Origin of the sequence: Rectinema subterraneum, assembly GCA_009768935.1 — a bacterium.
In the GTDB taxonomy this organism is placed as follows: domain Bacteria; phylum Spirochaetota; class Spirochaetia; order Treponematales; family Rectinemataceae; genus Rectinema; species Rectinema subterraneum.
In genome coordinates, this window is the sequence record WESA01000022.1 from 1 (window position 1) to 23315 (window position 23315).

Genomic DNA, 23315 nt, shown 5'->3' on the forward strand with positions numbered 1-23315 from the left:
AGCATCGAACGCTCATTCCGGGAGCTCCTCGATCGCCTTGCCCAGGAACGCATGCCCCAGCTTTGGCAGCCTCTCATCCTCATCACCGACGAAAAAAAGGAATATCGCAGAGCGCTGTATAGGCATCCGCTCTTTCGCTTCCAGAATGCAGACCATCGACTGGTGCATCTGACCGTGCACTCCACCGAACCGCGCACCTGGTACAATCCCCTCTTCGGCGCCAACTACATGGATCGCGAGCTCAGAAAGGATCAGGCAGCCCATAGGCGTGAAACAGTCTGCTTTTCCCGCAATGTCGCCAATATGCTCAATCGGTTCTGCGTCTACATGGCGTGGCACAACTACGCAAAGCCCTTCCGGATCAAAGCGAACCGAAAGGCGCGTATGACCCATGCAGAAGCGGCGGGCATACCTCGCAAGCTTGTGGCTACCGGGCGCGCATGGATGTTCCGTGAACGGGCATTTGTAAGTAGGCTCTCCCTCGATCTACTGGATCAGAAGCTCTGGAAGCGCGCATTCTCGACCCCTCTCAAAACCTCTGCGGAGTATCTGCCTCGCTATGCGCTTGCGTGAGTTTTCTCCTACCTACCTTCTGCAAGGTTCGTAACACTATGAAAACCATGCAAACGCAGCAATCCCAAAAGCTGTTGCTACGTTAAGCGAAGCTTTTGCGCCGACAAGCGGTATTTCTACCCTGCCAGCGGTACAGTATTGCAGCGCATCGCTCGATATACCCAGCTCTTCGGAACCGAGCACCATGACACCCGGCAGAGGAAAAGTGTATTCGCCGAGCGCAGAACCGCCCACTTCGAGCGCGAAGACTCCTTCCATCTCGGCAAGCGAAGAGACAGGAGCTCGGCGCCATGCCATGCGTTCTATTGTACCCATTGCGGAACGGCGTGCGCGCGGATGCATCGGATCCGCGCATTCAGGAGAAAGGATTATCTCTTCGAATCCGAGTGCTTCTGCAGTTCGAAAAATGCTGCCGATATTGAATGGAGAGCGCACATCTTCAAGATAAACTCGCATGCCAGCTTTGCGTTGGGCAAAACCAGACGAACTGCGAGGCGCATTCACAAAGTCCCAGTCGGCGGGAGTTTGCCCTGATATCCTCATGAGCGCGTGGCGAAATTGATTCAGAGCTCTTAGCATGGATCGCGTATCCGAATTGTCCCGCCCCTCCGAAGAAAGCTGTTCGCGATCAATCGCTTGCAGAAAGCTGCCTGCGGCCTGGACGAGGCTATCCGGGCTCTCGGGGCTCTCTTTCAGCATTACAGCGAGCTCTCTCAAATACAAAAGAGGAAAAGCATGAATGCTCTCGGTGGACTCGTGCTCGATGCGCTCCAGAATGAGCACCGTTTTGCGCACGCGCGCACGTCCGTGAAGATTGAGAAGATGGGCAAGATCCATCATGAGTCTTTGCCTCGTTTAGAGTCAGGCTGTTCACTTCCACGCCCCTCAACGATCAGGCAAAACTCTCCCTTCGCTGAATCAGCAGGGAAGCGGGGCGCAAGCTCGCTCGCGGTTCCTCGTACAATCTCCTCGTGAATCTTTGTAAGCTCGCGCCCGATGCAGATGCAACGTTCTGGTTCAATCGACGCGATATCATCGAGGAGCTTGCCCACCCTGAATGGCGATTCATAGAGCACGAAAGACTCGCCTCGGGCGAGCAGTTCTTTGAGTCGCGCCCGGCGCTTGCCGGGTTTGGGCGAGAGAAAACCGTCAAACAGGAAAGTCCGGCCCGAAATTCCTGCCGCGCTGATAAGGGTTGCAAAGGCGCTCGGCCCGGGAATCGGTACGATGACATGGCCCCGGCTGCGCGCTTCCCGTACAAGAACTGCTCCAGGATCAGAAAGCCCAGGCGTACCTGCATCGGAACAATACGCGACATTCTTGCCCTCATCGAGGAGCGCAGCGACTCTTTCGGCACCGCGCTGCTCATCATTCGCATGGCAGGAAACAAGCGGCTTATGGATGTCGAAATGGGACAACAGCTTCAGCGTATGCCGCGTATCCTCGCATGCCACCACATCTACTGCCTTGAGCGTTTCAAGCCCCCGCAGCGTGATATCGCCGAGATTGCCGATCGGCGTCGCAACCATATAGAGCGTGCTCACAGTCTTATACTGCATGGGGAAGGCGGCCAATGTCTAGAGTTGCATCGAATCCAGAGCTGCGCGGAATTTGAGATATCTTCATTCTTGCTAGACTCCGGCTCACTCTGTCCAGAGTCCCCGCATTTGGACAGCCAAAATGGTGGTCTTAATCTATCCAGAGATCACAAAAACAATTATTATAAGCACAATGAAAACGCTCAACCCGCGGAAAATCGCCTTCTTGCTCTTTTTTCTGTTGCTCTTTTTGTTGGTAGCAAGGCTTTTTTACCCATTTCTGACCGTGATCCTCTGGAGCGGGCTTTTATATGTGTTTCTAGAGCCTCTCCATAAGAAACTCAGCGGCTCGGTTCGTGTGAATGGACGCAAATCTTTCGGATCTCACTTAAGCGCGCTCGTGCTTTCTGTGCTCGGGGTCCTCATTCTGCTTGTGCCTATGGCTTTTCTTGCTGTTGCGGTGACTCGGCAGCTCGCTGATCTATTAAAGTCAGCGGTGCATTTTTTCGAAACAAACATGGACAAACTCCGAATCGATCCGCAGAGCCAGCTGGGTGCAACGATTCAGTCTTTTTTGGGCGATTCCTTTGATATTCGAACGCTTGATCCGATACGGGAACTGCAATCCTTGCTGGCAGCCGGAGCCAATCAGGCGCTGAGATTGTCCAGTTCGCTTATAAAAAATGTGTTCCGGTTCGTGATCGCAATTCTGTTCATTATGTTCACGCTGTATTACCTATTGATGGATGGAAATTCGCTTGGCGAAACCTTTGTTTCCATGATGCCCATTGACCCTGAGCACACGCGCCTTTTCATGCGCAAACTGAGGGAAACGGGCAGGCAGCTTGTCAAAGGATATTTTCTCGTTGCCCTCTTTCAGGGGCTTATGATGTTCATTCTGAGCCTCATATTCGGCTTCCGGAACAACCTGGTGCTCGCTGTGCTCACCGCCATCGCGTCGTTCGTTCCCATGGTGGGGACTTCGCTTGTGTGGTTCCCGATGGGCATATTCATTGCGGCGAGCGGCAATATCGGACTGGCTCTTGTGTTTCTGATCACGGCGGGCATCCTCGTCTCGACGCTCGACAATTTTATTCGCCCCGTAGTCCTGGGCGGGCAGTTGAAAGTGCATCCGCTCTTTTTGTTCTTCTCAATCGCGGGAGGGCTTGTGGTTTTCGGCTTTAACGGAATTATTCTGGGCCCCCTTGTGCTCATGCTCTTTATCGCAGCAGGCGATCTCTATCGTTCCATCAGTGTCGAAGAAGACGAAGGCGCAAAAAAAAGTACAGAGCTTACTTCTGCGCCGCCGGATGAGAAAGCGCGCTGACGAGCGCATCGCGATAGCAGCTGTCGATAGCCATATTGCCTGCAGTCCTTCCCAGGCCGCATTCCGGCCTCGCTTTTCCGTGAAAATCCGAACCTGCAGTGACGAACATGCCCCGCTCACGCGCCATGCGCTCGAGAATGACACATTGACCGAACTTGGCCGTTGGATGGTATGCCTCGAGCCCCTCTATTCCCATGTCTTTCCAACGTGAGAACAATGTCCCCAACATCGACTTCGAGACAAAGAGCGAATAGGGATGCGCGACCACTGGCACGCCGCCCGCTGCCTTGATCACAGAGAGCGCTTCTTCGAGAGGCAGGCATGATTTTTTGATATAAAATGGCCTGCCCTTGCCCAAGTAACGGTCAAAAGCCTCCTGCCGCGTCCGGACACAGCGAGCTTTGACAAGAAGATCGGCAAGATGCGGACGCCCGATATACGACTCGCGCGAAAGCTCAGAGATTTTAATGGTATCCAATTGAAAACCAGCATTGGCGAACAGCTCGAGAATCGCCTCGTTGCGTTCATGGCGCGCATTGCCGAGACGCTGGGTCGCATCCAGAAGCGGCGCCGACTGTGGATCTATCCCATAGCCCAGAAGGTGGAATTCGCCTGGCTCGAAATCAATCTCTATTTCAATACCCGGGATACATTCAATGCCATGCGCGTGAGCTGCTTGCGCTGCCTCTGCGAGCCCTGCCACGGTATCGTGGTCGGTGAGCGCAATGGTTGAAAGCCCGAGTTTGTGCGCGAGCGCCATCAGCTCAGAAGGAGAGAGCTCGCCATCGGAAGCGCTCGAATGCGTATGCAAATCTACTTGGGCCATTGTTCCTGTCCTGAATTCGGAATGGATAGCTCGCCCGAGCGTCCGAAGCACTCAAGGCGGATCTCCGAAGGCAGACATCTGCGCACAATAGAAGCGAGCATAGCCATTTCTATATCATCGATGCTCGCAATCCAGGGCTCTGCAGGCGGTCTGGCTGTCGTATAGAGTTGAATTGCATTGATGCGCGCGCCCTGCCCAATCAGACTCATCAAGGCGCCGCAATACCTTTCAGCATCGAATAAAACCCGCCCTGAACAAGCATCTCGGCAGATCATTGTCTGGATTTTGACAGGCGTAATCGCTGCAAAATGCGCAATGTCCCCGACAATCCGGTCAAATGCATAGTTCGATCTGGAAAGGATCGAATGCAGTTCCGAAGAGCCTCCATCGAGCTTGGCCCAGATCTCGAAGCGGGCTTCCTGCGAGAAACGGTGCAGAAGCTCGCAGATTTGGGGGCTCAAAAACCCTGTGGAATTGGTAATGAGCACAATCGGCACATGGAAAAGCTTCGCGTCGAGGGAGACCTGTTCGCTCAGCACCTTCGCGGCAGCGTAGAGCGCTTCTTCCAGAAAAGGCGAACAAGTGGGCTCGCCATTGCCCGAAATGGAAATGTCCTCGAGCGCGAAGGACTTCGCATAGGCCGGCCAGTCCTTATCAAAAAACTCGCGGAGCGCTGCCTCTATCATGCCCTCCGAGAGGCGCGCATGCGGATTCGAGAAAGGCTGCACTTCGCAGTAGGGACAGTTGTAGGTGCAGTGCTTGCTATCAGGAAAAAGATTGATGCCGAGCGACAGGCCTCGCGCTCGCCGGGACACCACGGGGTAAATGATGGAAGCAGCATCTTCGCCACGCTGGTGTCGCTCGGGGGTGAGGAAGCCGGGATGCCGGGTATCAGTCATTGCCTATGCCTCTTGATATTCTTTCGCATAGTATGCCGTATTCTTCAGCCGCGTGGAAAGACTTGAAAAGACAAACTTCCATTCAGCCCCTTGACACTTTTTGCAAAATCCGCAATCTTATACATGTTATGTGCAATTTTATTCCGGGCTTTCGAACCTCACTCCATCATCATCATGGCCATTTCTCGAGGAGCCGTGATGCGGTGAGGCGTTAGCCTGCACGTATGAGAACACCCGCAAGCCGGCTCTGTATGGGCCGGCTTTTTTGTAGACATGCGTCTTTCAAAAGCCGGCTAGCAAGGCCGGCTTTTGTGTTTTCTGGAACAGAACAAAACTGGACTAGTCCAGGAGGAGAAGACGATGAGAGAAAAGAAAAATGAACGGACAGAGCTCAGGATTGGCTTGCCAAAAGGGCGCATGCAGGCGAAGGTGATCGAGCTCTTTAATGACGCCGGCATTCCCGTCTCCGTGGATGAGCGCGAATACCGCCCGCGCGTCGGGAATGGAAAGCCGCAAGCGCTTATTTCAAAAGGAATCGCTTATGAGGCTAAGCTCCTCAAGCCGCAGAATATTGTAGAGATGCTCGCAACCGGCAGCCGCGATATCGGTTTTGCCGGGGCCGACTGGATTCGCGAACTTGGAGTTGACCTGGTCGAGCTTCTGGATACCGCACTCGACCCGGTGACCATTGTTGCAGCAGCGCCTGAGGCGGTCGCAGAAGCGTACGGAAAATGCAAAGGCAATATTGAGGTTGTAAAAAAGGTGTGTGGGCGAACGCCCATCGTCGCCTCCGAATACGAGGGCTTGGCAAAGGAATGGATAGCGAAGAATCTGCCGGGCGCAGCCTTTGTGCGATCCTATGGCGCAACCGAAGTATTCCCTCCCGAAGATGCGGACATCATCATCGACAACTGCGCGACAGGCACAACCTTGCGCGCCAACAAGCTGTCGATCATCGACACGCTCATGTCAAGCTCGACCCGCTTCTATGCCTCAAAAGAAGCGATGCAAGACCCCGTCAAACGCGAGGCAGCGGACTCGCTCATTCTCCTCTTCCGCTCGGTGCTGGAAGCGCGCCGCAGAGTCATGCTCGAAGTCAATATTTCGGCGGAACTGCTCGATCAGCTTGTGGCAATTCTTCCCTGCCTGCGCGCGCCGACTGTCTCGCCTCTCGGCAAAGGCGATGCATTTGCTGTAAAAGTCGCGGCCCCTCGGGATACGCTTGCAAGCCTTATCCCCGAAATCAAGCGCAGAGGCGGTACCGATATCGTTGTAACCCAGATGTCACAACTGGTACCATGAGGGAGGACAAAAGAATGCTCAGACTCGATGCCAATGAAGGCAGATGCCTCCTTTCAGAGGAAGATTTGAAAGAAATCCTGAGCCCCGAGATTGCCCGCCGCTATCCGGTGCGGAGCCTCCTCGAAGAGCCGCTTGCAGAGATGCTGGGGCTTCCTGTCTCGTGCGTGCTTGCGACAGCCGGCGCTGACGATGCAATCGACCGGACGGTGCGATCGCTCGCGGGGCCCGGAGGTCTTGTCATGAGCACAAGCCCGGGTTTTGTCGAATTTCTTGAAGCAGCGAAGCGATCTTCGGCGATGTTCGAATCCATTCCCAAAGACCCACTTGGCGCATTTCCTGTAGCGGAAATCTGCGAGGCAGTAAAAAGCCGCTCGCCGCAACTTCTTATCCTTGCAAGCCCCGATAATCCGTCTGGATGTGTGCTTGCGAAGAGCGAGCTTGAAGCTGTCGCGAATGCATGCAGGGAAGCCGGTACCATTCTTATTTTCGATGCCACGTACAGCGATTTTTCGCTGCGCACCGCGAAACCCGTCGACGCCATTGCCTTTCCCAATGTTCTTGTCTCCGGCAGTTTTTCCAAATCGCGAGGGCTTGCAGGCTTTAGAATCGGCTACATTGCAGGCGGCGAGGAAGCTGCACCGCTTATCGCGCGCCTTGCGGATGCGGGACCGCCTTTTTCCCTTTCGAGCGCAGCAATTGAAGCAGGCAGGCGGGCGCTCTCGCTCGATTCCAGCACAGTGCAGGCCTTTGTGGATGAGGTGCGCCGTGAAGTGGCCCTGCTGACAGCGCAGCTTCGAGGACTCGGATTTGTCGTTTCAGATAGCGAGGCAAACTTTGTGCTCCTGAAAAGCTCAGCATCGGCGCGTGTCGCCGAAATGCTCCGAGAACGCGGTATTCTCGTGCGCACATGGAAGGGCAAAACCGCCTATGAAGGCCTTGTGCGCATCACCGTGCCTGGGGAAAAAAGTGAATTCGAGAAGCTTGCAAATGCGATACACACGCTTGCGCGCTTCAAGGAGGCAGCAGAATGAGCGAACAATCAATACAAAACGAAAAAGGCGGGCAGAGCCAGATTGCGCGCCTCAGGCGCACCACGCGTGAAACCGATGTCACCATTGCCCTGTCGTTTTTGCCAGGCGCAATCGACATCAAAACCGGCATAGGATTCTTTGACCATATGCTCACCCAGCTCGCCTTCCATGCAGGATGGAGCCTTGAGCTCAGCTGCAAAGGAGATCTCGACGTCGACGATCACCACAGTGTTGAAGACTGCGCGATCGCCCTTGGGAAGGCCTTTGCGAAGCTTGCTCCATCGGGAGCTGGGCGGCAGCGATTCGGCTATGCCTATGCGCCCATGGATGAAGCGCTCGCGCGCGCTGTTATCGATATTTCAGGAAGGAGCTATTGCGTGCTCTCGGGCACATTTACAAGCCCTTCAATCGGGGCGCTTTCGACCAGCAATATCGCTCATTTTTTCCAGAGTTTCGCAGCAAATGCGAACCTGACATTGCACCTCGACATCCTGCGGGGGGAAAACGACCACCACAAGGCAGAGGCTCTCTTCAAGGCTGCCGCGCTCGCGCTCAAAAGCGCCCTTGAGCCACGCGCACAAGCCCCGAGCGCAAGCACCAAAGGCGAAACGACATTCAGCACGCCGGAGGAGGGCAAATGAGCCAGATACGCACTCCGAGCCTCGTCATCATCGAAACAGGCGTCGCAAACCTGGCTTCGGTACGGGCACTCGCAGAGCGCCTTGGATTACAGCCCATCGTGACGTCGGATCCCGAAGAGGTAGTCCGGGCGCCCTTCGTTCTTCTGCCAGGCGTGGGGGCCTTTGGCCCCGCCATGCACAAACTGCGCGAGCGAGGCCTCGATGCCGCAATTCGAAGCCGCGTTGCAGAAGGACGCCCCATTGCCGGCATCTGCCTTGGCATGCAGCTTTTTTTCGAAGCAAGCGAAGAATCGGAAGGTGTGCAAGGCCTAAGGCTTCTTCCCGGCAAGGTAAAGCGGCTCTCCGGCGGCTTGCCTCTGCCCCAGCTCGGATGGAACAGAATCGAGCCTGAGCCAGGATCGCGCCTTCTGCTGGCTGGCTGGGTATATTTTGCAAACAGCTATGGCGTGGGCATCGAGCAGAAGTTCAATGATGGGACCGCAGACACAAGCAAGGCGGCCTTCCCCCGATTCGATTCCATCAGCATCGCAACCACAACCTACGGCAGCGCCTTTATCTCTGCAATCGAGGCGTGGCGCGATGATAGGCCCGTTCTTCTTCTCTGCCAATTCCACCCCGAACTTTCGGGCTCCTTTGGTAAAAACCTCTTTGCCCGCTGGCTCGAGCTGGCAAGCGAAAGGAGGCGCGTATGAGCGGACTTGCTGTCAGAATTATCCCCTGCCTCGACTTCAAAGATGGCAGAGTCGTTAAAGGCGTGCGCTTCGAGAACCTCGTCGACTCGGGTGATCCGCTCGAACGGGCGCTCCTCTATGAAGCCCAGGGAGCCGATGAGCTTGCCTTTCTCGATATCAGCGCCACGGTCGAAGGCCGCAAAACCATGGCCAAGGAAGTAGCTCGCATACGCAAAGCCATTGCGATCCCCATCACCGTCGGCGGGGGCATTGCCTCGATGGAGGACGCAGCGCGCCTACTAGATTCCGGAGCTGACCGCGTGTCCGTCAACAGTGCGGCAGTCAGAGAGCCTGCCATCATCGAGGCGATCGCACGCCGCTTCGGTGTCCAGTGTGCAGTTGTCGCCATCGACGCCACAAAGAGCCCGGCAATGCCTTCGGGCTACGAGGTGAAAATCGCTGCAGGAGCAGTCGCAACAGGGCTCGATGCAATAGAATGGGCAAGCGAAGCAGCACAGCGCGGCGCAGGCGAGATTCTCCTCACTTCGATCGACAGGGATGGCACAAATCTTGGCTATGAATGCAATTTGATTCACCTGGTCTCCCGAGCCGTACCGATTCCCGTTGTCGCATCGGGCGGAGCTTCGAAACCCGAGCATTTTCTGGAAGGATACAGAAATGGCGCACTGGCGCTGCTTGCTGCGGGCATATTTCATCGCAGTGAAGTATCTATTTCTGAAATAAAACAATATCTTTCGGCTCATAATGTGGAGGTGAGGCTATGATCGTACCCAGTATCGATATCATGAACGGACGGGCAGTCCAGCTGCGAGGCGGCAAACAGCCGCCTTTGGATGCGGGCAATCCCCTTGAGCTTGCTGAGCGCTACTCGCGAGTCGGCGAATTCGCAGTCGTCGATCTGGATGCGGCGATGGGCAAGGGAAGCAACCGCGAACTTGTGCTTTCGATGTGCAAGCGATGGCCTGTGCGAGTAGGCGGGGGCATCCGCACACAAAAGCTCGCTCTCGAATACCTCAATGCAGGCGCCCGATATATCATGCTCGGCACTGCAGCAACCCCGGAATTCTGCGCGCAGCTGCCCCGCGAGCGCCTAATTGCTGCGCTTGACAGCCGCAACGACACAATCATGGTCGAAGGCTGGACAAAGCCGCGCGAAGGAAGCGTGGAAGAAGCCATACAAAAACTCGCTCCCTATGTCGCCGGCTTTCTTGTCACGTTCATCGAAACTGAAGGCGACCAGTGCGGCATCGATATCGAGCGGGCAAAGCGCCTTGTCAAACTTGCGCCCGATAGAAAATTCACCTTTGCTGGCGGGGCTGCAGGCGGCGAACGGGGACTCGCGGACATTACCGCACTCGATGCAATAGGCGCTGATATTCAAGCCGGCACTTCGCTCGTTTTGGGCGATTTATCGCTCGCGGATGCCTTCGCCGCCCCATTGCACACCGATCGCCCCGATGGACTCTGGCCAACCCTTGTCTGCGACGAATCAGGCAAAGTGCTCGGCCTGGTCTACTCCAACCGGGAAAGCCTGAAGCACGCCATCGAATCGGGGAAGGGAGCCTACCATTCCCGTTCCCGCGGCCTGTGGGTCAAAGGCGAGTCTTCGGGCAATGGCCAGACGCTCATCCGTGCGGACCTCGACTGCGACCGGGACACTATCCGCTTCACCGTCCGCCAGGAAGGAGTTGGATTCTGCCACCTGAAACGGCGCAACTGCTTTGATGATGGCTATGGCCTTGAAAAACTAAACCGTACCATTTCAAAGCGCATGAAGGATGCTCCCCAAGGTTCTTACACCAGAAGGCTTTTTTCGGACGAAGCTCTCCTTGCCTCCAAACTGAGAGAAGAAGCCCAGGAGCTTGCCCAGTCCAAAACCAAAGATGAAGCAGTCGCGGAGGCAGCTGATGTCATGTACTTTGCACTCGTTAAAACCATCAGCATGGGCGGCAGCCTTTCCGATATCGAAGCTGAGCTCGAACGGAGATCACTGCGTGTCACGCGCAGAGGCGGCAACGCAAAGCCTGAATTTGAAGGCAGCGAAGGGAAAAACGAATGGAAAAGTATACACTAAAAAGAATTACTATAGAGGAAATTCCTGAGCCTTCGATGCGGCTCTTCGACCCTGAAGTGGATGCTGTTGCAATAAAGGCGATCGAAGCGGTGCGCTCTGGGGGCGAAGTGGCACTCCGCAGGTGGGCGCAAGAATTCGATGGGCTTGCCAAAGGCGCGCCGCTTGTCATTGCGCGAGAGGAGATGAAGGCGGCATATGATTCACTGCCTGAGGAGACAGCGGCGCTCCTGGGGCGCGCCAAAGGCCGCGTAGCGGCCTTTGCGGCCGCCCAGCGCGCCTGCCTGGCCCCGCTGGATGTGCCCGCGCTGGGCGGCCGCCACGGGCACGAGTTCGTGCCCGTGGCGCGCGCAGGCTGCTACGTTCCGGGCGGCGCCTTCCCCCTGCCATCCAGCGCCCTCATGACGGTCATCCCCGCAAAAGCCGCAGGCGTCCCCGAAGTATGGTGCGCCGGCCCGAAACCGACCCGCGAAACCCTCGCTGCCGCCTGGCTAGCTGGCGCGGACGGCTTTCTGCAGTGCGGCGGCGCCCATGCAATCGCTGCCCTCGCTTTCGGCATCGCTGTTCCGCGCTGCGATGTCATTATCGGCCCCGGCGGAAAATATGTTGCAGCCGCAAAGCGCCTTTTGTATGGCATTGTGGGCACCGAAGCCCCTGCAGGCCCTTCCGAGCTCCTTGTCATTGCTGATGAAAGCGCTGACCCGGACATTGTCGCGGCTGACCTGCTTGCCCAGGCGGAACATTCGCCCGACGCAATGCCTGCCCTCATCGCGACACATAGCCATATCGCCGATCAAATCGACCGCATCCTGCGCGCACAGCTTGCCGCCCTCCCCGAGCCCAACCGCAGCATCGCACAGCGCTCGCTGCAAAACGGCTTCTGCTGCATCGAGCCTGATCCCGCGCGCATCGCCGACGGCGCGAACCACTGCGCTCCCGAGCACCTCGAAATTGCGACCTCAGAGCCGCGCGCCCTTGCAAAACGCATCAAGAACGCAGGCGCAATCTTTCTGGGCTCAGGCTCTGCCGAGGTCTTTGGCGATTACGGCGCAGGCCCCAACCACACCCTCCCCACAGGGGGAGCATCGCGCTTTGCTGCAGGGCTTTCAGTTTTGCACTTTCTGAGGGCGCGCACATGGCTCGCTATCGATGATCCGGCCGGACTCGCCGATGACACCGCAGCATTCGCCCGCCTTGAAGGCCTCGAAGCGCATGCTCGCGCCGCGCTTATCAGAACCCGTAGATCTTCGAGTACTTCTCTCGCAGGTACTTCTCGAACCAGACCGGGTCCAGCGCCTGCCCGGTAACCTTTTTCACGAGCTCGCCCGGAGTATAGCGCGACCCTTGGACATGGACATTCTTGCGCAGCCATGCAAGCACTGCGCTCGTGTCGCCGCCTGAAATCCGAGCCTCGACATCCGGAATTTCTTTCTTGAGAGCTGCCCAGAACTGCGCTCCATAGAGATTTCCCAGCGCATAACTCGGGAAGTATCCGAAAGCGCCCATCGACCAGTGCACATCCTGAAGGCACCCCTGCCGGTCATCCGGCGCTTCGATGCCCAAGAGCTCGCGATACTTCGCCCGCCAGGCTTCAGGTACTTCTTCCACGTTCAGAGAACCATCGAACAGCGCGGATTCAAGCTCGAATCGCGCGATGACATGCAGACCATAGGTCACTTCATCCGCTTCGGTTCTTATAAGGGATGGGCTCACCCTGTTGATCGACTTCACAAAGCTTTCCAGATCGAGCCCTTCGCCAACCTCGCCGAGCAGGGCGCTCAATGCTGGGAAATGTCGCTCCCAGAATGCGGGCGAGCGGCCAACGATATTTTCCCAGAGCCTGGACTGCGATTCATGCACAGCCATCGATACAGCTTCGGCCAGCTTCGTCCCACGATAATCCGGATTCGGGTCAATGCCCATTTCATACAGCGCATGTCCCGATTCGTGGATGGTGCTGAAAAGGCTCGACGGGAAATAGTCTTCAACATATCGAGTCGTTATGCGCACATCATCGGCGCCGAGCGTTGTCGTAAAGGGGTGAGCGGAGACATCGAGCCTTCCGCGATCACGCTCGTAACCCAGCACTTTCATGAAGTACTGGCTGATGCGCTCCTGCGTATGCTTGTCGACCCGGCGGCCAGAGCATTTGTCCTCGATCTGAGGGCGCTCGCGTATGCGCGTGAGTATTTCGACGAGGTACGATTTCATCTTCGCGAATACCGCAGCTACGGATTCTTGCGTGCTGCCCGGCTCAAAGAGGTCAAGGAGCACATCGTAGGGCTTTGCGTTCGGATTGAGATAGTGTGCCCGCTTTTTGTTGAGCTCCACCATGCGCGAAAGATGGGGCTTGAATGCCGCAAAGTCGTTGTTCTTTTTGGCGTCTGCCCATGCGGCCTGCGAAAGGCTTGCTTCTTTGGCATATTCGGTGACAAAGGCCTCGGGCAATTTCGTTTCGCGGTCGTAATCGCGGCGCACGACGCGCACGTAGGCTTTTTCGTCCTCCGAGAGATCTGATTTTGCTTCCAGCGCGGCAAGCAGTTCTCCGATTTCGGGATTGACTGCTTTTTGATGAGCCAGCCCTTCGAGCAGCGCAAGCTGTGAAGAACGCTCTTCGATTGCCTTGGGCGGCATGTAGGTTTCCTGGTCCCATCCAAGGATCGCGCCTATGTGCATCACAAGGCTGTGTTCGCGGTCAAGCTCGAGGAGCCTGGCGGTTTCTTTATGCATCGATTTCCTCCCTTTGGTGTATAGCTTTGATCTATAGTAGCACCAGAACGCCACTCTTTGTATACTGAAACGGTGTTTTTGCGTGAACTGACTCAGGATGTGCGTATTCTGAAAGGTGCAGGCCCGGCGACCATGCGGGCTCTGGCGAATCTCGGCATCCATACGGTCGCCGATCTGTTGCTGCACTTGCCTCGGGATTACGAAGATAAGACAAAAATTGTCCCGCTCTCAAGGTTTGCCGATGCAAAGGTGTTCACGACAGCGCGCGTAATCCGCCACGAGTGGTTCGGTTTCGGCAGGATGCGCACGCTCAAGATTCTCATCGAGGATGAGTCGAGCGAGGCAGCGCTCCTTTGTTTCAACAGGCCTTTTCTGGAGCAGATGGCACCGGTCGGCTCGATGATTCAGGTGTACGGCAAATTCCAGTTCAAGTACGGCGAGATTCAGTCTTCTTCATTCGAAATCAAGCGAATCGATGGCGAGCTTGCCGCGGAAAAGGCTCTCTCGCCTGTCTATCCGCTCACCGAACATCTCAACCAGATGGCAATGCGCAAAATGGTGACGCTTGCGCTCAATAAATTCGCCTCGCACATCGAAGACGAGCTCCCCGCCTATCTGCTCGATCGCCGTCAATTCTTGAGAAAAACCGATGCAATTCGCGCAATCCACTTTCCCTCATCCTGGGAAGATGCCAAACGCGCCCATGATGCACTCGCCTATGAAGAGCTTTTTTATTTTCAGCTCGGCATAGCCCTACGCATTCGCGCAAGGCGCGCAAAAACCATCGAGCGAAAGCAGTCGCCGGGAGTTCTCGCGCGCCGGCTGCGCGAGCGCCTTTCCTATTCGCTCACGGATGATCAGCAGGCGGTTCTCCAAGAGATTGTCGATGACATGCACAAGCCCTACCCTATGGCGCGGCTTCTTCAAGGCGATGTGGGATGCGGCAAAACAATTGTCGCGCTGCTTGCGGCGCTCTATGCCGTAGAACGTGGGGGCCAGGTGGCAATTATGGCGCCTACCGAGCTGCTTGCCCGCCAGCATGCAACCATTGCAGCGCACCTTGTGGAGCCGCTTGGCGTGCGGCTCGCATTTGTCACTGGCTCTGTTTCGAATGCTGCCCGGCCGCCTCTTCTTTCTGCGCTCAAGAATGGCGATATCGATATAGCTATCGGCACGCACGCGCTCTTTTCGGAAGATGTGGCATTCAAGAATCTCGAGCTTGTGATTATCGATGAACAGCAGCGCTTCGGCGTGCTCCAGCGCATCGCGCTCTACAAAAAAGGGCATGTCCCCGATTTGCTCATGATGACTGCCACGCCGATTCCGCGGAGCCTTGCGCTCACGTTTTTTGGGGATTTGCAGGTTTCCACCATCAAGAACCTTCCGCCTGGGCGTAGGCCGGTTGTAACGCATCTTGCACGAGAAGACAGGTGCGACAGGGTATACGAATTTGCGCGCAAAAAGCTCAAGGAAGGGCGCCAGGCGTATTTTGTCTACCCCGTGATCAGCGAATCTGACAGGCTCGGCCTTCGCGATGCCGAGTCCATGGCTGCACATCTTGCAAAAGAGGTTTTCCCCGAATTCAAAGTGGGACTTTTGCATTCGCGCCTGGGCGATGATGCAAAAATGGAGGCGATGAACCAGTTCGCGGCAGGCCATATCCAGGTGCTCGTGGCGACAACGGTGGTTGAGGTCGGCGTCGATGTTCCCAACGCGACAATAATGGTGATCGAACATGCAGAGCGTTTCGGGCTTTCAGCGCTGCATCAGCTGCGCGGGCGTATCGGGAGAGGCACATATCAAGGGTATTGTTTCCTGATCTATTCAAAAGAACTCACCGAAGAAGGCCGAATGCGGCTCAAAGCGCTCTACGACACCAACGACGGTTTTGCGATAGCGGAAGAAGACCTCAAAATCCGGGGGCCCGGGGATCTTCTGGGAATCGAGCAGGCAGGCGAGCTTAATTTACGAATTGCCGATATGCGAACGGATTTCGACTTGCTTAAAGAAGCGCGCAAAGACGCATTTGCGGTGATCGAAAAGGACCCTCTCCTGGCTGGGCCTGAGCATGAGGCTATCCGCCAGGTGCTGACCCGAGCAAATCCTCTTAGAGAGCGATAATTTTCTGCCCTAATGGTTTAGCCTTGGCATGTCGCGTTGCTTTGCACTTTACCGGCTGCGTTTGCGCGACTTCGGTCCGCCGTGCTGGAGCACGAGCTCGGAACAGCTCATGTAATCGATGACTTTGTCTCTTTTGGCGCCGGGGCCGAGCATTTTTCGAATCTTGTTGTATTTGCGGCGCATGTACTGGATCGAAGGGATGCTCGTTCCGAAGTGCTGCGCAAGTTCCCAATCGCGATGGATATAGCGGCCGTACGCATCTTTGCGGTTGAGCGTGATAAATTCTTCGATGCGCTCGCGCGTCCATTCTATGGCTGTGCCTTCGGAATAATCATGTTCCTGCATGCGGCGCTTGGTGCGCTCTGCGGCACCTTCCATTTTGCGCTTTCTCCAGTAAGCATTGCGATTGCGCGCGCGGATGATATCATCGCGGGTATAGCCGGTGCGTTCCATCCACATTCGCGCAAGTCGAGCCTTTTCCGCCGGCTTGAGCCTCGATTTGAGCGAATTCGTCACATATTCATCGGGAGTCGCCGATTCAATAATCAGCTTTTCTGACTTTTTCATATTCTTAATATAACAAAGAATTGCAGAAAGGAAATAGCGTCGCGTTAGATACTTTGCTCGGCGATTTTATTCACGACGGAAAGCAACTGCTTCCCAACCTTTTCTGTGCTCTCCTTGTGGCAGTTTCGAGAAACCCGAAGGTTTCTGGCGCACAAAGCGTCCGATATATGTTGCGCTGGAAGCTATGACTGCGACAGCACCCCTCTTGAGCGCTCTGGATAGAAGCGGCCAGTAATAGCTCGCACTATCGAATTTCGGAATATCTTCAGGAAAGAGAATTGCAGCGTCGATACTGAATGGCGCCAATACTTCCATCCCTCGCTCAGCAGAATCCAAAACTGGTTCCCCCGCGCTATTCTCTTTCTTTGCGAAAGCAGGCTCCAAAATTCGCACCGAATTGTCGAACCCGGCGCGCCTGAGATTCCAACCGGAAGCAGCGAGCGCAAGCACATCGTGCGATTTCAAGGTAATTTCGGAAGAACCAAGCACTCCCTTGCACCACAGCGGCACAATGCCCACTCCTGGCTCGATGACAAGAGCGCGGCGCACCAGCGAACCTGGGAATACTTGCCGACCGAGGGCGAGCGCACACAAAGTAGCAAACGAAGGTTCATCGAATTCTGGCAAGCCTTGAATTCCGTCCCAGACAAGCGATGCACCTGCAATCGATTTTTTAACGTGGGATCGCACATAGGCTTTGAACCACTGGTCAGCCTTTCCGCGCCCTAGCTCCGCAAGGGCTTCCTTCACAGCATTTTCGCCTGCCCGCCTTTCCCCTGTCCTTGCGATGCACACCATATGGTTTTTCGTGGCAACTGTCCTCTGGATCTCGAAACCGGCTTCCATGCACCATGCCCGCGCTTGCTCAGCGAGAGGGGCCACAATCACGAAGGCGAAGGTACCGCCCTCGCGCAAAAGCTCCCGCCCTACCGCCACAAAATATTGCGAGAGCAAAGCTGGCCCAGCCTTGGCTGGTAAATTGGCGACTACTGCCTCGTACGGCGCATTGGGGTCCGGCTCGCACAAAAGACCAGGCGCTGCGATAAGTGCTGCATTTCTTTGCACCACCTTGATTTTAGCAAACGGCCGCTTTGCGCACTGCGCCAGCTCTGTTCCTCCGAGCCCCTGAAGCTTGACCGCAAGGCCGTTTCGGCTTGCATTGCGTGCTGCAAACGCTACTGCCCGAAAATCCCTGTCGCGCATGACCACTTCCATATCCGGGCAGGAAGCGGCCAGGCTTATCCCGATGACGCCAGTGCCACAGCCTGCATCGAGCACACGCCGCGCCTCCACGATACCAGGCTCGTGCACAATCTCCTTTAAAAGTAGGCGCGTTCCCGCATCTATGTCAAATGACGAAAATAAGGCGTGCGACAAATCGAATTTCAGCCGCACGCCTCGATATGCGAAATCAGTTGTTTTATTGACAAGCGGATCGAGCGGACAAGCCTCCCGCTCCTGCTTACTCGTTGACGCGTTCAACGTACTCGTTCGACTCCGTATTCACAAGGATCTTCTCACCTTGCTTGATAAAGAGCGGAACACGCACCACGAGCCCCGTTTCGGTCGTAACGGGCTTGGTCGCTCCCGAGACCGTGTCGCCGCGGACATAATTCTCGCTCTCAACCACCGTAAAAACCATCTTGTAGGGTATTTTGATATCGATAGGCTCGCCTTCCCACATGACGATGGTGTAGGTTTCCCCTTCTTTGAGATAGGGACCTCGATCCTCATGGGCTGCAACTGGGACTTCGAACTGGTCGAATGTCTCGTTGTTCATAAAATGGAAGAATTCGCCATCATTGTATTGATACTGGCAATCGACAAGATCCACCTGTGCATCTTCGACAAAATCTGCCGTTTTTATAGTCTGGGTAATTACATTGCCATTCTTGAGATTTTTCGCTCTCACCCTCGCGAAGGCTGAACCTTTGCCGGGGCTCACAAACTCGCGCTCCACCACAATGTGCGGTGTCCCATTGATGAGAAGACAGGTGCCAATTCCGATTTCACCACCACGAACCATATATTTTTCCTCGATAGATAAAGAATTGAGTCGGACTATACTAGCGCGCAAAGGACTTTTGTGTAAAGCCTTAGCAGCACGATCAGTACAGGGCGCCCAAAGCCAGGATCACTTCCGAAAGGCATTCCAAAGTCTGCCCACCAAATTTCACCACGAGTCATGCATTGCTGCGTTCCTCAGTGTTTCAAGGCTCGCCTGCTCTGTTTCCGGAAACGACTCAAAAGGAAAGAGCATGACCTCGGCGAGTGAGCGCTTGCCCAGCAGAACCATGAGAAGTCGGTCGAAGCCCACTGCGACGCCTGAGCAGGGCGGAAAATGCTCAAAAATCGAAGCATAGGAATCGTCGATGTGGTGCGGGACGAGCGCCTGGCGCTTTTTTTCGCTCTGTGAGGCGAAGTAGGCGCGGACAGCGTCGGAGCTCGCCATCTCGGTGAAGCAGTTCGCAATTTCGATGCCCGAGACATAGAGCTCCCAACGCTCCTTGTACGTGGTGCCGGGAATATCCATGGCGAGGCATTCGATCCCTGCTGGATATTCGTTGAGCACAAGCGGCTGGTCCTGCGGCAAGGCAGGTTCGACGAAGCTTAGAAAGAGAATATTGAAAGCGTCTTCCCAGGGAGCATCTTGGGGCACGAGGAGGCCCCGCTCACGGCAGGCCTCGCGCATCGCCTCAGGCTCGGCGAGTGCATCGAGGTCCGTATGGGCGAACTCGTGCCAAGCTTCCTTCATGCTCATCACGCGGAAGGGAGGCCGCGCTTGCGGCGGCGTTTCGTCTGTGGCAAGGGCAGCGAAAAGCTCCTCGGTCAGGCGAATATTGTCGCTGCTCGAGAGCCCCACCCCGTAGTATTCCAGCATGGTGAACTCGGGATTGTGGATGCGCGAAACGGATTCAGCATTGCGCCATGACTTGCAGAGCTGGAACACGCTCCGCCCCGTCTCCGCGATCACTTTCTTCATCCATATCTCGGGCGAGGGAATGAGATAGAGCGGCCTGCGCCCTTTTGTCGGGTGCACGTACTCCGTCGCGAACACCTCGAGGCAGGATTCCGGAATGAGCGAAGGAGCAAGCGCTGGCGTGTCGGTCTCGAGATACCCCCGCGAAAGGAAAAAATCGCGAGTGGCGGTCACCATGCGCGAGCGCGCCTGCAGTATTGAAACCTCCATGGCGCAAGTATAGCGAAATGGCTGAATCATGGAAATGCGCGAATGTACAAATTCAGATTTTGTATTTGCAGCAGAAACATTTTTCTATTTTTGTATCTGAAATAGATACAAAGGGGCTATTTTGTACTTGTATCAGATACATTGTGCTTCGCGTCATCCGGAAAGAGCACAGCACCAAGGCCAAAACCGTCGGCGAAAAGCTCTTTTTTGCGGACCCTGCATTCTACCCGGCCCTGGGCGGCGATCTTGGCACATCGCGCGAGGCGATAGTTGCTTTCTTCTTAGAGCAGGCGGGATGGAACGTCGAAGCTCTCGCCGATGAACAGGCTGGCGACTTTGCCATTTCCAGAACAGGCCCGGACACTCGAACTGAACGATATACGCTTGAAGTCGGAGGACGCTCCAAAAAACCCAAGCAAGCCGATTTCGTGATCCGAGATGATATCGATTACCCAGCTGGCAATGCGATTCCGCTGTGGCTCGCAGGGTTCATGTTTTGAAGCATATGCCAGTACTGCATTATAATGCGTACTATTTATAGTATTTTAAATCATTGACTAAAAGAACTTATAATAGTATTATTGGCGCTGGAGGAAAATCATGGCGATTTTGGTTTCAGCAAATGACCTGAAAGTGAAAGGCATCCGTGCAATTGAAGAAAACTCCTCAAACGATCGTGAAGTTATCATAACAGTGCGCGGAAAAGAGAAATACGTGATACTTCCTATCGAGACGTACAATCAGCTCAGGGAATATGAGCTGGACGCAGCCATTCTGGAAGCGCAGAAGGACTATGCGGAAGGGCGATACCACACTGGAACCATAGAGGAACATCTGCAGCGGGTTCATTGATGTATACGCTCATCTATACTGCTTCGTATGAAGAAAAAGTCCGCAGATTTCTCAAAAAGCATCCCGAAATTGAAAAACAATATATCAAAACCTTGAAGCTTCTGGAACTTAACCCTTTCCATCCTTCATTGCGGCTTCACCATTTCAAGACCAGCAATTTCGAGGGATATTCTATATCCATCAATCTCATGTACCGGATTTCCCTAGAGTTCATCATGAATGGAAAAGAGATACTCCTTATCGATATTGGAGACCATAAAGCAATTTATGGAAAAGAATAGCGCGGCTTGAAGAAAAGCCTGAGCTACGGGCCTGATACATCTTTAGTCGAGGGCGGCGATCTTGGCACATCGCGCGAGGCGATAGTTGCTTTCTTCTTAGAGCAGGCGGGATGGAACGTCGGAGCTCTTGCCGATGAACAGGCTGGCGACTATTGCTACATTCCTCCTAAGAGCCTCAGGCGCAATCCACTTCTGATCGAGGGCGGAGCCTTTGAAGACTGCGCGCAGCTCTGCCTCGCTCATTGCCGCGATGAATGCGGCATCAAAGGCACCGCCGATTCTCCCCAGTGCGGTGCAAGCTTCGCTGTTGGGCTTGAAATACGGGCATGCTTCGAGACAGATGTCGCAGCCATAGAGCTGATTGCCCCACGCCGCTTCGATATCCTCGGGAAGCGGACCTGCACCGCTCGTATAGTTCTGGATGCAGCGGGCGCGCTCGTAACGGGGCAATTCTGCGAGCGCCAAAGCTCCAGTCGGGCATGCATCAATGCACCGCTGGCAAGTTCCGCAAAGCGCAAGAGGCATAATGGGCTCATCATGCAAAGTTCCGGCTTCTTTGCCAATATCGAAAGGAAGGAGCATGAGCCCAAGGACGACTGCGGAGGACCATAGCGGCCAGCTTGAAGTTTCTGCGCAGCCACTGTCCGATGCTTCTGCATTGCCCGTGCGCTGCGCGATCAGAAGGCCGTTGCGCCCGATGGTCCCTAGACCCGCAGCGACCGCAAGTGCCTTCTCCGGAAATCTCGAATTCGAAAATCTGTGCCATTCTCGGGGCGCAAAAACCGGAAGGCCGCGCGCTCTGGCCTCATCCGAGATGGACTTCACGCAGTCTGCAAGCCTTGCGATTGTCTCGCGGTACCAGTTCGCCCTGGCAAAACGGCCCACAGCGGCCGCAGGCCGGCCTTCCTTTGCGATCGGCAATGGCGGCAGGCCGCGAACTGCCCGCTCTTCGTCGGATTCAGGCTCGACATCTGGCGCATACCGCAGCGCAACGACAAGCATCGCGCCCGCACTGTCGAGCTGGTAGCGCGCCCACAGGTTTTCAGAATTTTGGGAGGCACTTCCGCTATCTGGCGCGTTCTGGCTTTTCTGCGCACCGCTTTCAGGCGCGCCCTCGTCCACATGCGCCCCGCCTTCCTCCTCCGCAACCCCCTGCACGCGAAACACCCGTACCCACTCTTCCTTCCTGAGGATTGCAAACGAGAAAAAATGCTGCGAGGCGGCGCTCCGCAGAAGTGCCTCCGCGTACCACCGCCCCACCCCGCCTTCGAGAACCATAGATATAGATTATGGAAGCGGGAACCGCTTTGTCAGCGCGAGCACTTCCTGTTTGACACGTGTGATTACCTGCGCATCGCCCTTGGATTTCAGCACATCCATGATGAAGCCGGCTATTCTCTCCATCTCCGCTGGCCCCATTCCGCGAGTCGTAATGGCGGGCGTTCCCACACGAATACCGGAAGTCACAAAGGGGCTTTTCTTGTCGAAGGGAATGCCGTTCTTGTTCACAGTGATATTGGCTTCGTCGAGCCATTTCTCGGCGTCTCTCCCGGTAATCTCGAGCGGCGTAAGGTCGACGAGCATGAGGTGATTATCGGTTCCCCCGGACACAATGCGCGCGCCGCCAGCGCTGAGAGCTTTTGCCATTGCCTTTGCATTCAGAAGCACGCGATCGATGTATTCTGCAAAACTTGGCTCCAGTGCTTCCTTGAGCGCAACTGCTTTTCCAGCAATGATATGCATGAGCGGGCCGCCCTGGATACCGGGCATAATCATGCTGTCGATCACTTCGGACCATTTGCGGAGCGCATCGCCCTTGGGCGTCATAATGCCGCGATTGTTCTCTTTATCCCTTCCCACCAGAATCATGCCGCCGCGCGGCCCGCGCAGAGTTTTATGGGTCGTTGTAGTAGTAAAATCGGCGACAGGAATCGGGCTCGGATGCCGTCCGACCGCTACAATGCCCGCAATGTGAGCCATGTCGACCATAAGGTACGCACCCACCTCGTCCGCAACTCTGCGGAATGCATCGAAATCGATGATGCGCGAATATGCGCTCGCTCCGGCGATGATAAGCTTGGGCTTGTGCTCGCGCGCGAGGTAGGCAACCTGGTCGTAGTCGATGGTCTCGGTGTCGGGATTGACTCCATAACTCACTACTTTGTAAAGCTTTCCAGAGAATGACACCGGCGCGCCGTGGGTCAGGTGTCCGCCATGCGCGAGGCTCATGCCCATAATCGTGTCACCAGGGTTCAAAGCTGCAAACAGTACGCCCATGTTCGCCTGGCTTCCTGAATGCGGCTGGACATTGGCGTGGTCAGCTCCAAACAGCTTTTTCGCTCTGTCGCGCGCAAGGTTTTCCGCTATGTCGACAAATTCGCAGCCGCCATAATAGCGCTTGCCGGGGTAGCCCTCTGCATATTTATTTGTCAGCACGGAGCCGGCAGCCTCCAGCACCGCCCTGGATGTATAGTTTTCGCTGGCGATGAGCTCCAATTTGTTTTTTTGTCGATCCATCTCTGCTAGCATCGCTGCATGTAGCTCAGGATCAACAGATTGTATATATGACATATATCCTCCCTGGACTATATAATACCCAAATACCGAATATTCTGCAAAAGCCAAAGCCTTACCGAAACAAGCTCTCGCGGGCAAGAGCACGCTTTTGCTGGAT

The 23315-nt window shown here is 55.4% G+C and carries 25 protein-coding genes; 13 read left to right on the forward strand and 12 right to left on the reverse strand.

The genetic code is table 11. From position 1 onward, the window contains the following. The coding region (locus tag GAP13_RS06970) for a hypothetical protein (protein WP_158907580.1) at positions 1-573 on the forward strand (573 nt) is incomplete at its 5' end. A gap of 36 nt (positions 574-609) precedes the next feature. Here the strand turns inward: GAP13_RS06970 and GAP13_RS06975 are convergent. After that, positions 610-1413 carry a TrmH family RNA methyltransferase gene (locus tag GAP13_RS06975; RefSeq protein ID WP_158907582.1) on the reverse strand — a complete coding sequence of 268 codons (804 nt, stop codon included), beginning with the start codon at positions 1411-1413 and terminating at the stop codon, positions 610-612. Continuing rightward, a complete protein-coding gene (gene rsmI / locus GAP13_RS06980; RefSeq protein ID WP_158907584.1) occupies positions 1410-2117 on the reverse strand; it encodes a 16S rRNA (cytidine(1402)-2'-O)-methyltransferase in 708 nt (235 codons plus the stop codon). Before rsmI ends, GAP13_RS06975 begins: the two co-directional genes overlap by 4 nt. Positions 2118-2304: 187 nt before the next feature. Between rsmI and GAP13_RS06985 the strand changes: the two genes are divergently transcribed. Next, entirely contained in the window at positions 2305-3438 is a 1134-nt protein-coding gene (locus GAP13_RS06985; RefSeq protein WP_158907586.1) for an AI-2E family transporter, read from the forward strand. Here the strand turns inward: GAP13_RS06985 and GAP13_RS06990 are convergent. Both GAP13_RS06990 and GAP13_RS06995 read right to left on the reverse strand, forming a co-directional pair. Beyond that, entirely contained in the window at positions 3404-4264 is an 861-nt protein-coding gene (locus GAP13_RS06990; protein WP_158907588.1) for a PHP domain-containing protein, read from the reverse strand. The two genes, GAP13_RS06985 and GAP13_RS06990, sit on opposite strands and share 35 nt — an antisense overlap. Further along, positions 4252-5163 carry a radical SAM protein gene (locus GAP13_RS06995; protein WP_158907590.1) on the reverse strand — a complete coding sequence of 304 codons (912 nt, stop codon included), beginning with the start codon at positions 5161-5163 and terminating at the stop codon, positions 4252-4254. The genes GAP13_RS06990 and GAP13_RS06995 overlap by 13 nt, the downstream gene beginning before the upstream one ends. A gap of 360 nt (positions 5164-5523) precedes the next feature. Here GAP13_RS06995 and hisG point away from each other — a divergent pair, with 360 nt between their 5' ends. The 7 genes from hisG to hisD are packed head-to-tail and all read left to right on the forward strand — an operon-like array spanning position 5524 to position 12207. Beyond that, complete coding sequence (gene hisG, locus GAP13_RS07000; protein WP_158907591.1) at positions 5524-6465, forward strand: ATP phosphoribosyltransferase; 942 nt, start codon at positions 5524-5526, stop codon at positions 6463-6465. A gap of 14 nt (positions 6466-6479) precedes the next feature. Beyond that, positions 6480-7496, forward strand: a complete 1017-nt coding sequence (locus tag GAP13_RS07005; RefSeq protein ID WP_158907593.1) for a pyridoxal phosphate-dependent aminotransferase — start codon at positions 6480-6482, stop codon at positions 7494-7496. Beyond that, complete coding sequence (gene hisB, locus GAP13_RS07010) at positions 7493-8137, forward strand: imidazoleglycerol-phosphate dehydratase HisB (RefSeq protein WP_158907595.1); 645 nt, start codon at positions 7493-7495, stop codon at positions 8135-8137. The genes GAP13_RS07005 and hisB overlap by 4 nt, the downstream gene beginning before the upstream one ends. Continuing rightward, positions 8134-8829 carry an imidazole glycerol phosphate synthase subunit HisH gene (gene hisH, locus GAP13_RS07015; protein WP_158907597.1) on the forward strand — a complete coding sequence of 232 codons (696 nt, stop codon included), beginning with the start codon at positions 8134-8136 and terminating at the stop codon, positions 8827-8829. The genes hisB and hisH overlap by 4 nt, the downstream gene beginning before the upstream one ends. Beyond that, a complete protein-coding gene (hisF, locus tag GAP13_RS07020) occupies positions 8826-9593 on the forward strand; it encodes an imidazole glycerol phosphate synthase subunit HisF (RefSeq protein WP_158907599.1) in 768 nt (255 codons plus the stop codon). Before hisH ends, hisF begins: the two co-directional genes overlap by 4 nt. Continuing rightward, positions 9590-10903 carry a phosphoribosyl-ATP diphosphatase gene (gene hisE, locus GAP13_RS07025; protein WP_158907601.1) on the forward strand — a complete coding sequence of 438 codons (1314 nt, stop codon included), beginning with the start codon at positions 9590-9592 and terminating at the stop codon, positions 10901-10903. Before hisF ends, hisE begins: the two co-directional genes overlap by 4 nt. Further along, on the forward strand, positions 10885-12207 hold the full coding sequence (gene hisD / locus GAP13_RS07030) for a histidinol dehydrogenase (RefSeq protein WP_158907603.1): 1323 nt from the start codon (positions 10885-10887) through the stop codon (positions 12205-12207). Before hisE ends, hisD begins: the two co-directional genes overlap by 19 nt. On the opposite strand, the gene GAP13_RS07035 is transcribed toward hisD, so the two are convergent. Beyond that, a complete protein-coding gene (locus GAP13_RS07035) occupies positions 12131-13630 on the reverse strand; it encodes a carboxypeptidase M32 (RefSeq protein WP_158907605.1) in 1500 nt (499 codons plus the stop codon). The genes hisD and GAP13_RS07035 overlap by 77 nt on opposite strands. Positions 13631-13702: 72 nt before the next feature. Between GAP13_RS07035 and recG the strand changes: the two genes are divergently transcribed. Then, on the forward strand, positions 13703-15751 hold the full coding sequence (recG, locus tag GAP13_RS07040; protein WP_158907607.1) for an ATP-dependent DNA helicase RecG: 2049 nt from the start codon (positions 13703-13705) through the stop codon (positions 15749-15751). A gap of 48 nt (positions 15752-15799) precedes the next feature. Here recG and GAP13_RS07045 read toward each other — a convergent pair whose 3' ends face one another. From GAP13_RS07045 to GAP13_RS07065, 5 genes are all read right to left on the reverse strand, one after another. After that, positions 15800-16318, reverse strand: a complete 519-nt coding sequence (locus GAP13_RS07045; protein ID WP_158907609.1) for an LB099 family protein — start codon at positions 16316-16318, stop codon at positions 15800-15802. 66 nt (positions 16319-16384) lie between these two features. Then, the gene (locus tag GAP13_RS07050) at positions 16385-17713 is read right to left on the reverse strand and encodes a methyltransferase (protein WP_241864312.1); all 1329 of its coding nucleotides are present in this window, start codon (positions 17711-17713) and stop codon (positions 16385-16387) included. Positions 17714-17780: 67 nt separating this feature from the next. Then, a complete protein-coding gene (gene efp, locus GAP13_RS07055) occupies positions 17781-18344 on the reverse strand; it encodes an elongation factor P (RefSeq protein ID WP_158907613.1) in 564 nt (187 codons plus the stop codon). A 35-nt stretch (positions 18345-18379) separates the two neighbouring features. After that, a complete protein-coding gene (locus tag GAP13_RS13305) occupies positions 18380-18505 on the reverse strand; it encodes a type II toxin-antitoxin system PemK/MazF family toxin (protein ID WP_371709717.1) in 126 nt (41 codons plus the stop codon). Further along, entirely contained in the window at positions 18492-19508 is a 1017-nt protein-coding gene (locus GAP13_RS07065) for an amino acid--tRNA ligase-related protein (RefSeq protein WP_158907615.1), read from the reverse strand. Before GAP13_RS07065 ends, GAP13_RS13305 begins: the two co-directional genes overlap by 14 nt. Positions 19509-19525: 17 nt before the next feature. Here GAP13_RS07065 and GAP13_RS07070 point away from each other — a divergent pair, with 17 nt between their 5' ends. The 3 genes from GAP13_RS07070 to GAP13_RS07080 all read left to right on the forward strand — a co-directional run bounded on the left by GAP13_RS07070 (position 19526) and on the right by GAP13_RS07080 (position 20641). After that, the gene (locus GAP13_RS07070) at positions 19526-20008 is read left to right on the forward strand and encodes a hypothetical protein (protein WP_158907617.1); all 483 of its coding nucleotides are present in this window, start codon (positions 19526-19528) and stop codon (positions 20006-20008) included. A gap of 100 nt (positions 20009-20108) precedes the next feature. Beyond that, entirely contained in the window at positions 20109-20360 is a 252-nt protein-coding gene (locus GAP13_RS07075; protein ID WP_158907619.1) for a type II toxin-antitoxin system prevent-host-death family antitoxin, read from the forward strand. Next, positions 20360-20641, forward strand: coding sequence for a type II toxin-antitoxin system RelE/ParE family toxin (locus GAP13_RS07080; RefSeq protein WP_158907621.1), 282 nt, complete (start codon positions 20360-20362; stop codon positions 20639-20641). The genes GAP13_RS07075 and GAP13_RS07080 overlap by 1 nt, the downstream gene beginning before the upstream one ends. Before the next feature lie 96 nt (positions 20642-20737). On the opposite strand, the gene GAP13_RS07085 is transcribed toward GAP13_RS07080, so the two are convergent. Both GAP13_RS07085 and glyA read right to left on the reverse strand, forming a co-directional pair. Beyond that, complete coding sequence (locus GAP13_RS07085; protein ID WP_158907623.1) at positions 20738-21919, reverse strand: epoxyqueuosine reductase; 1182 nt, start codon at positions 21917-21919, stop codon at positions 20738-20740. Positions 21920-21928: 9 nt separating this feature from the next. Then, positions 21929-23212, reverse strand: coding sequence for a serine hydroxymethyltransferase (gene glyA, locus GAP13_RS07090; protein ID WP_158907625.1), 1284 nt, complete (start codon positions 23210-23212; stop codon positions 21929-21931). Positions 23213-23315: the final 103 nt, after the last annotated feature.

Coding starts and splice junctions, on each gene's coding strand:
- GAP13_RS07035 (WP_158907605.1), bottom strand. CDS start 13,630: ATGCATAAAGAAACCGCCAGGCTCCTCGAGCTTGACCGCGAACACAGC.
- GAP13_RS07065 (WP_158907615.1), bottom strand. CDS start 19,508: ATGGAGGTTTCAATACTGCAGGCGCGCTCGCGCATGGTGACCGCCACT.
- hisF (WP_158907599.1), top strand. CDS start 8,826: ATGAGCGGACTTGCTGTCAGAATTATCCCCTGCCTCGACTTCAAAGAT.
- hisG (WP_158907591.1), top strand. CDS start 5,524: ATGAGAGAAAAGAAAAATGAACGGACAGAGCTCAGGATTGGCTTGCCA.
- GAP13_RS07070 (WP_158907617.1), top strand. CDS start 19,526: ATGGCTGAATCATGGAAATGCGCGAATGTACAAATTCAGATTTTGTAT.
- GAP13_RS13305 (WP_371709717.1), bottom strand. CDS start 18,505: ATGACTCGTGGTGAAATTTGGTGGGCAGACTTTGGAATGCCTTTCGGA.
- GAP13_RS07080 (WP_158907621.1), top strand. CDS start 20,360: ATGTATACGCTCATCTATACTGCTTCGTATGAAGAAAAAGTCCGCAGA.
- GAP13_RS06990 (WP_158907588.1), bottom strand. CDS start 4,264: ATGGCCCAAGTAGATTTGCATACGCATTCGAGCGCTTCCGATGGCGAG.
- hisE (WP_158907601.1), top strand. CDS start 9,590: ATGATCGTACCCAGTATCGATATCATGAACGGACGGGCAGTCCAGCTG.
- GAP13_RS07075 (WP_158907619.1), top strand. CDS start 20,109: ATGGCGATTTTGGTTTCAGCAAATGACCTGAAAGTGAAAGGCATCCGT.
- efp (WP_158907613.1), bottom strand. CDS start 18,344: ATGGTTCGTGGTGGTGAAATCGGAATTGGCACCTGTCTTCTCATCAAT.
- GAP13_RS06975 (WP_158907582.1), bottom strand. CDS start 1,413: ATGATGGATCTTGCCCATCTTCTCAATCTTCACGGACGTGCGCGCGTG.
- hisB (WP_158907595.1), top strand. CDS start 7,493: ATGAGCGAACAATCAATACAAAACGAAAAAGGCGGGCAGAGCCAGATT.
- GAP13_RS06995 (WP_158907590.1), bottom strand. CDS start 5,163: ATGACTGATACCCGGCATCCCGGCTTCCTCACCCCCGAGCGACACCAG.
- GAP13_RS07085 (WP_158907623.1), bottom strand. CDS start 21,919: ATGGTTCTCGAAGGCGGGGTGGGGCGGTGGTACGCGGAGGCACTTCTG.
- glyA (WP_158907625.1), bottom strand. CDS start 23,212: ATGTCATATATACAATCTGTTGATCCTGAGCTACATGCAGCGATGCTA.
- GAP13_RS07045 (WP_158907609.1), bottom strand. CDS start 16,318: ATGAAAAAGTCAGAAAAGCTGATTATTGAATCGGCGACTCCCGATGAA.
- hisH (WP_158907597.1), top strand. CDS start 8,134: ATGAGCCAGATACGCACTCCGAGCCTCGTCATCATCGAAACAGGCGTC.
- hisD (WP_158907603.1), top strand. CDS start 10,885: ATGGAAAAGTATACACTAAAAAGAATTACTATAGAGGAAATTCCTGAG.
- GAP13_RS06985 (WP_158907586.1), top strand. CDS start 2,305: ATGAAAACGCTCAACCCGCGGAAAATCGCCTTCTTGCTCTTTTTTCTG.
- GAP13_RS07005 (WP_158907593.1), top strand. CDS start 6,480: ATGCTCAGACTCGATGCCAATGAAGGCAGATGCCTCCTTTCAGAGGAA.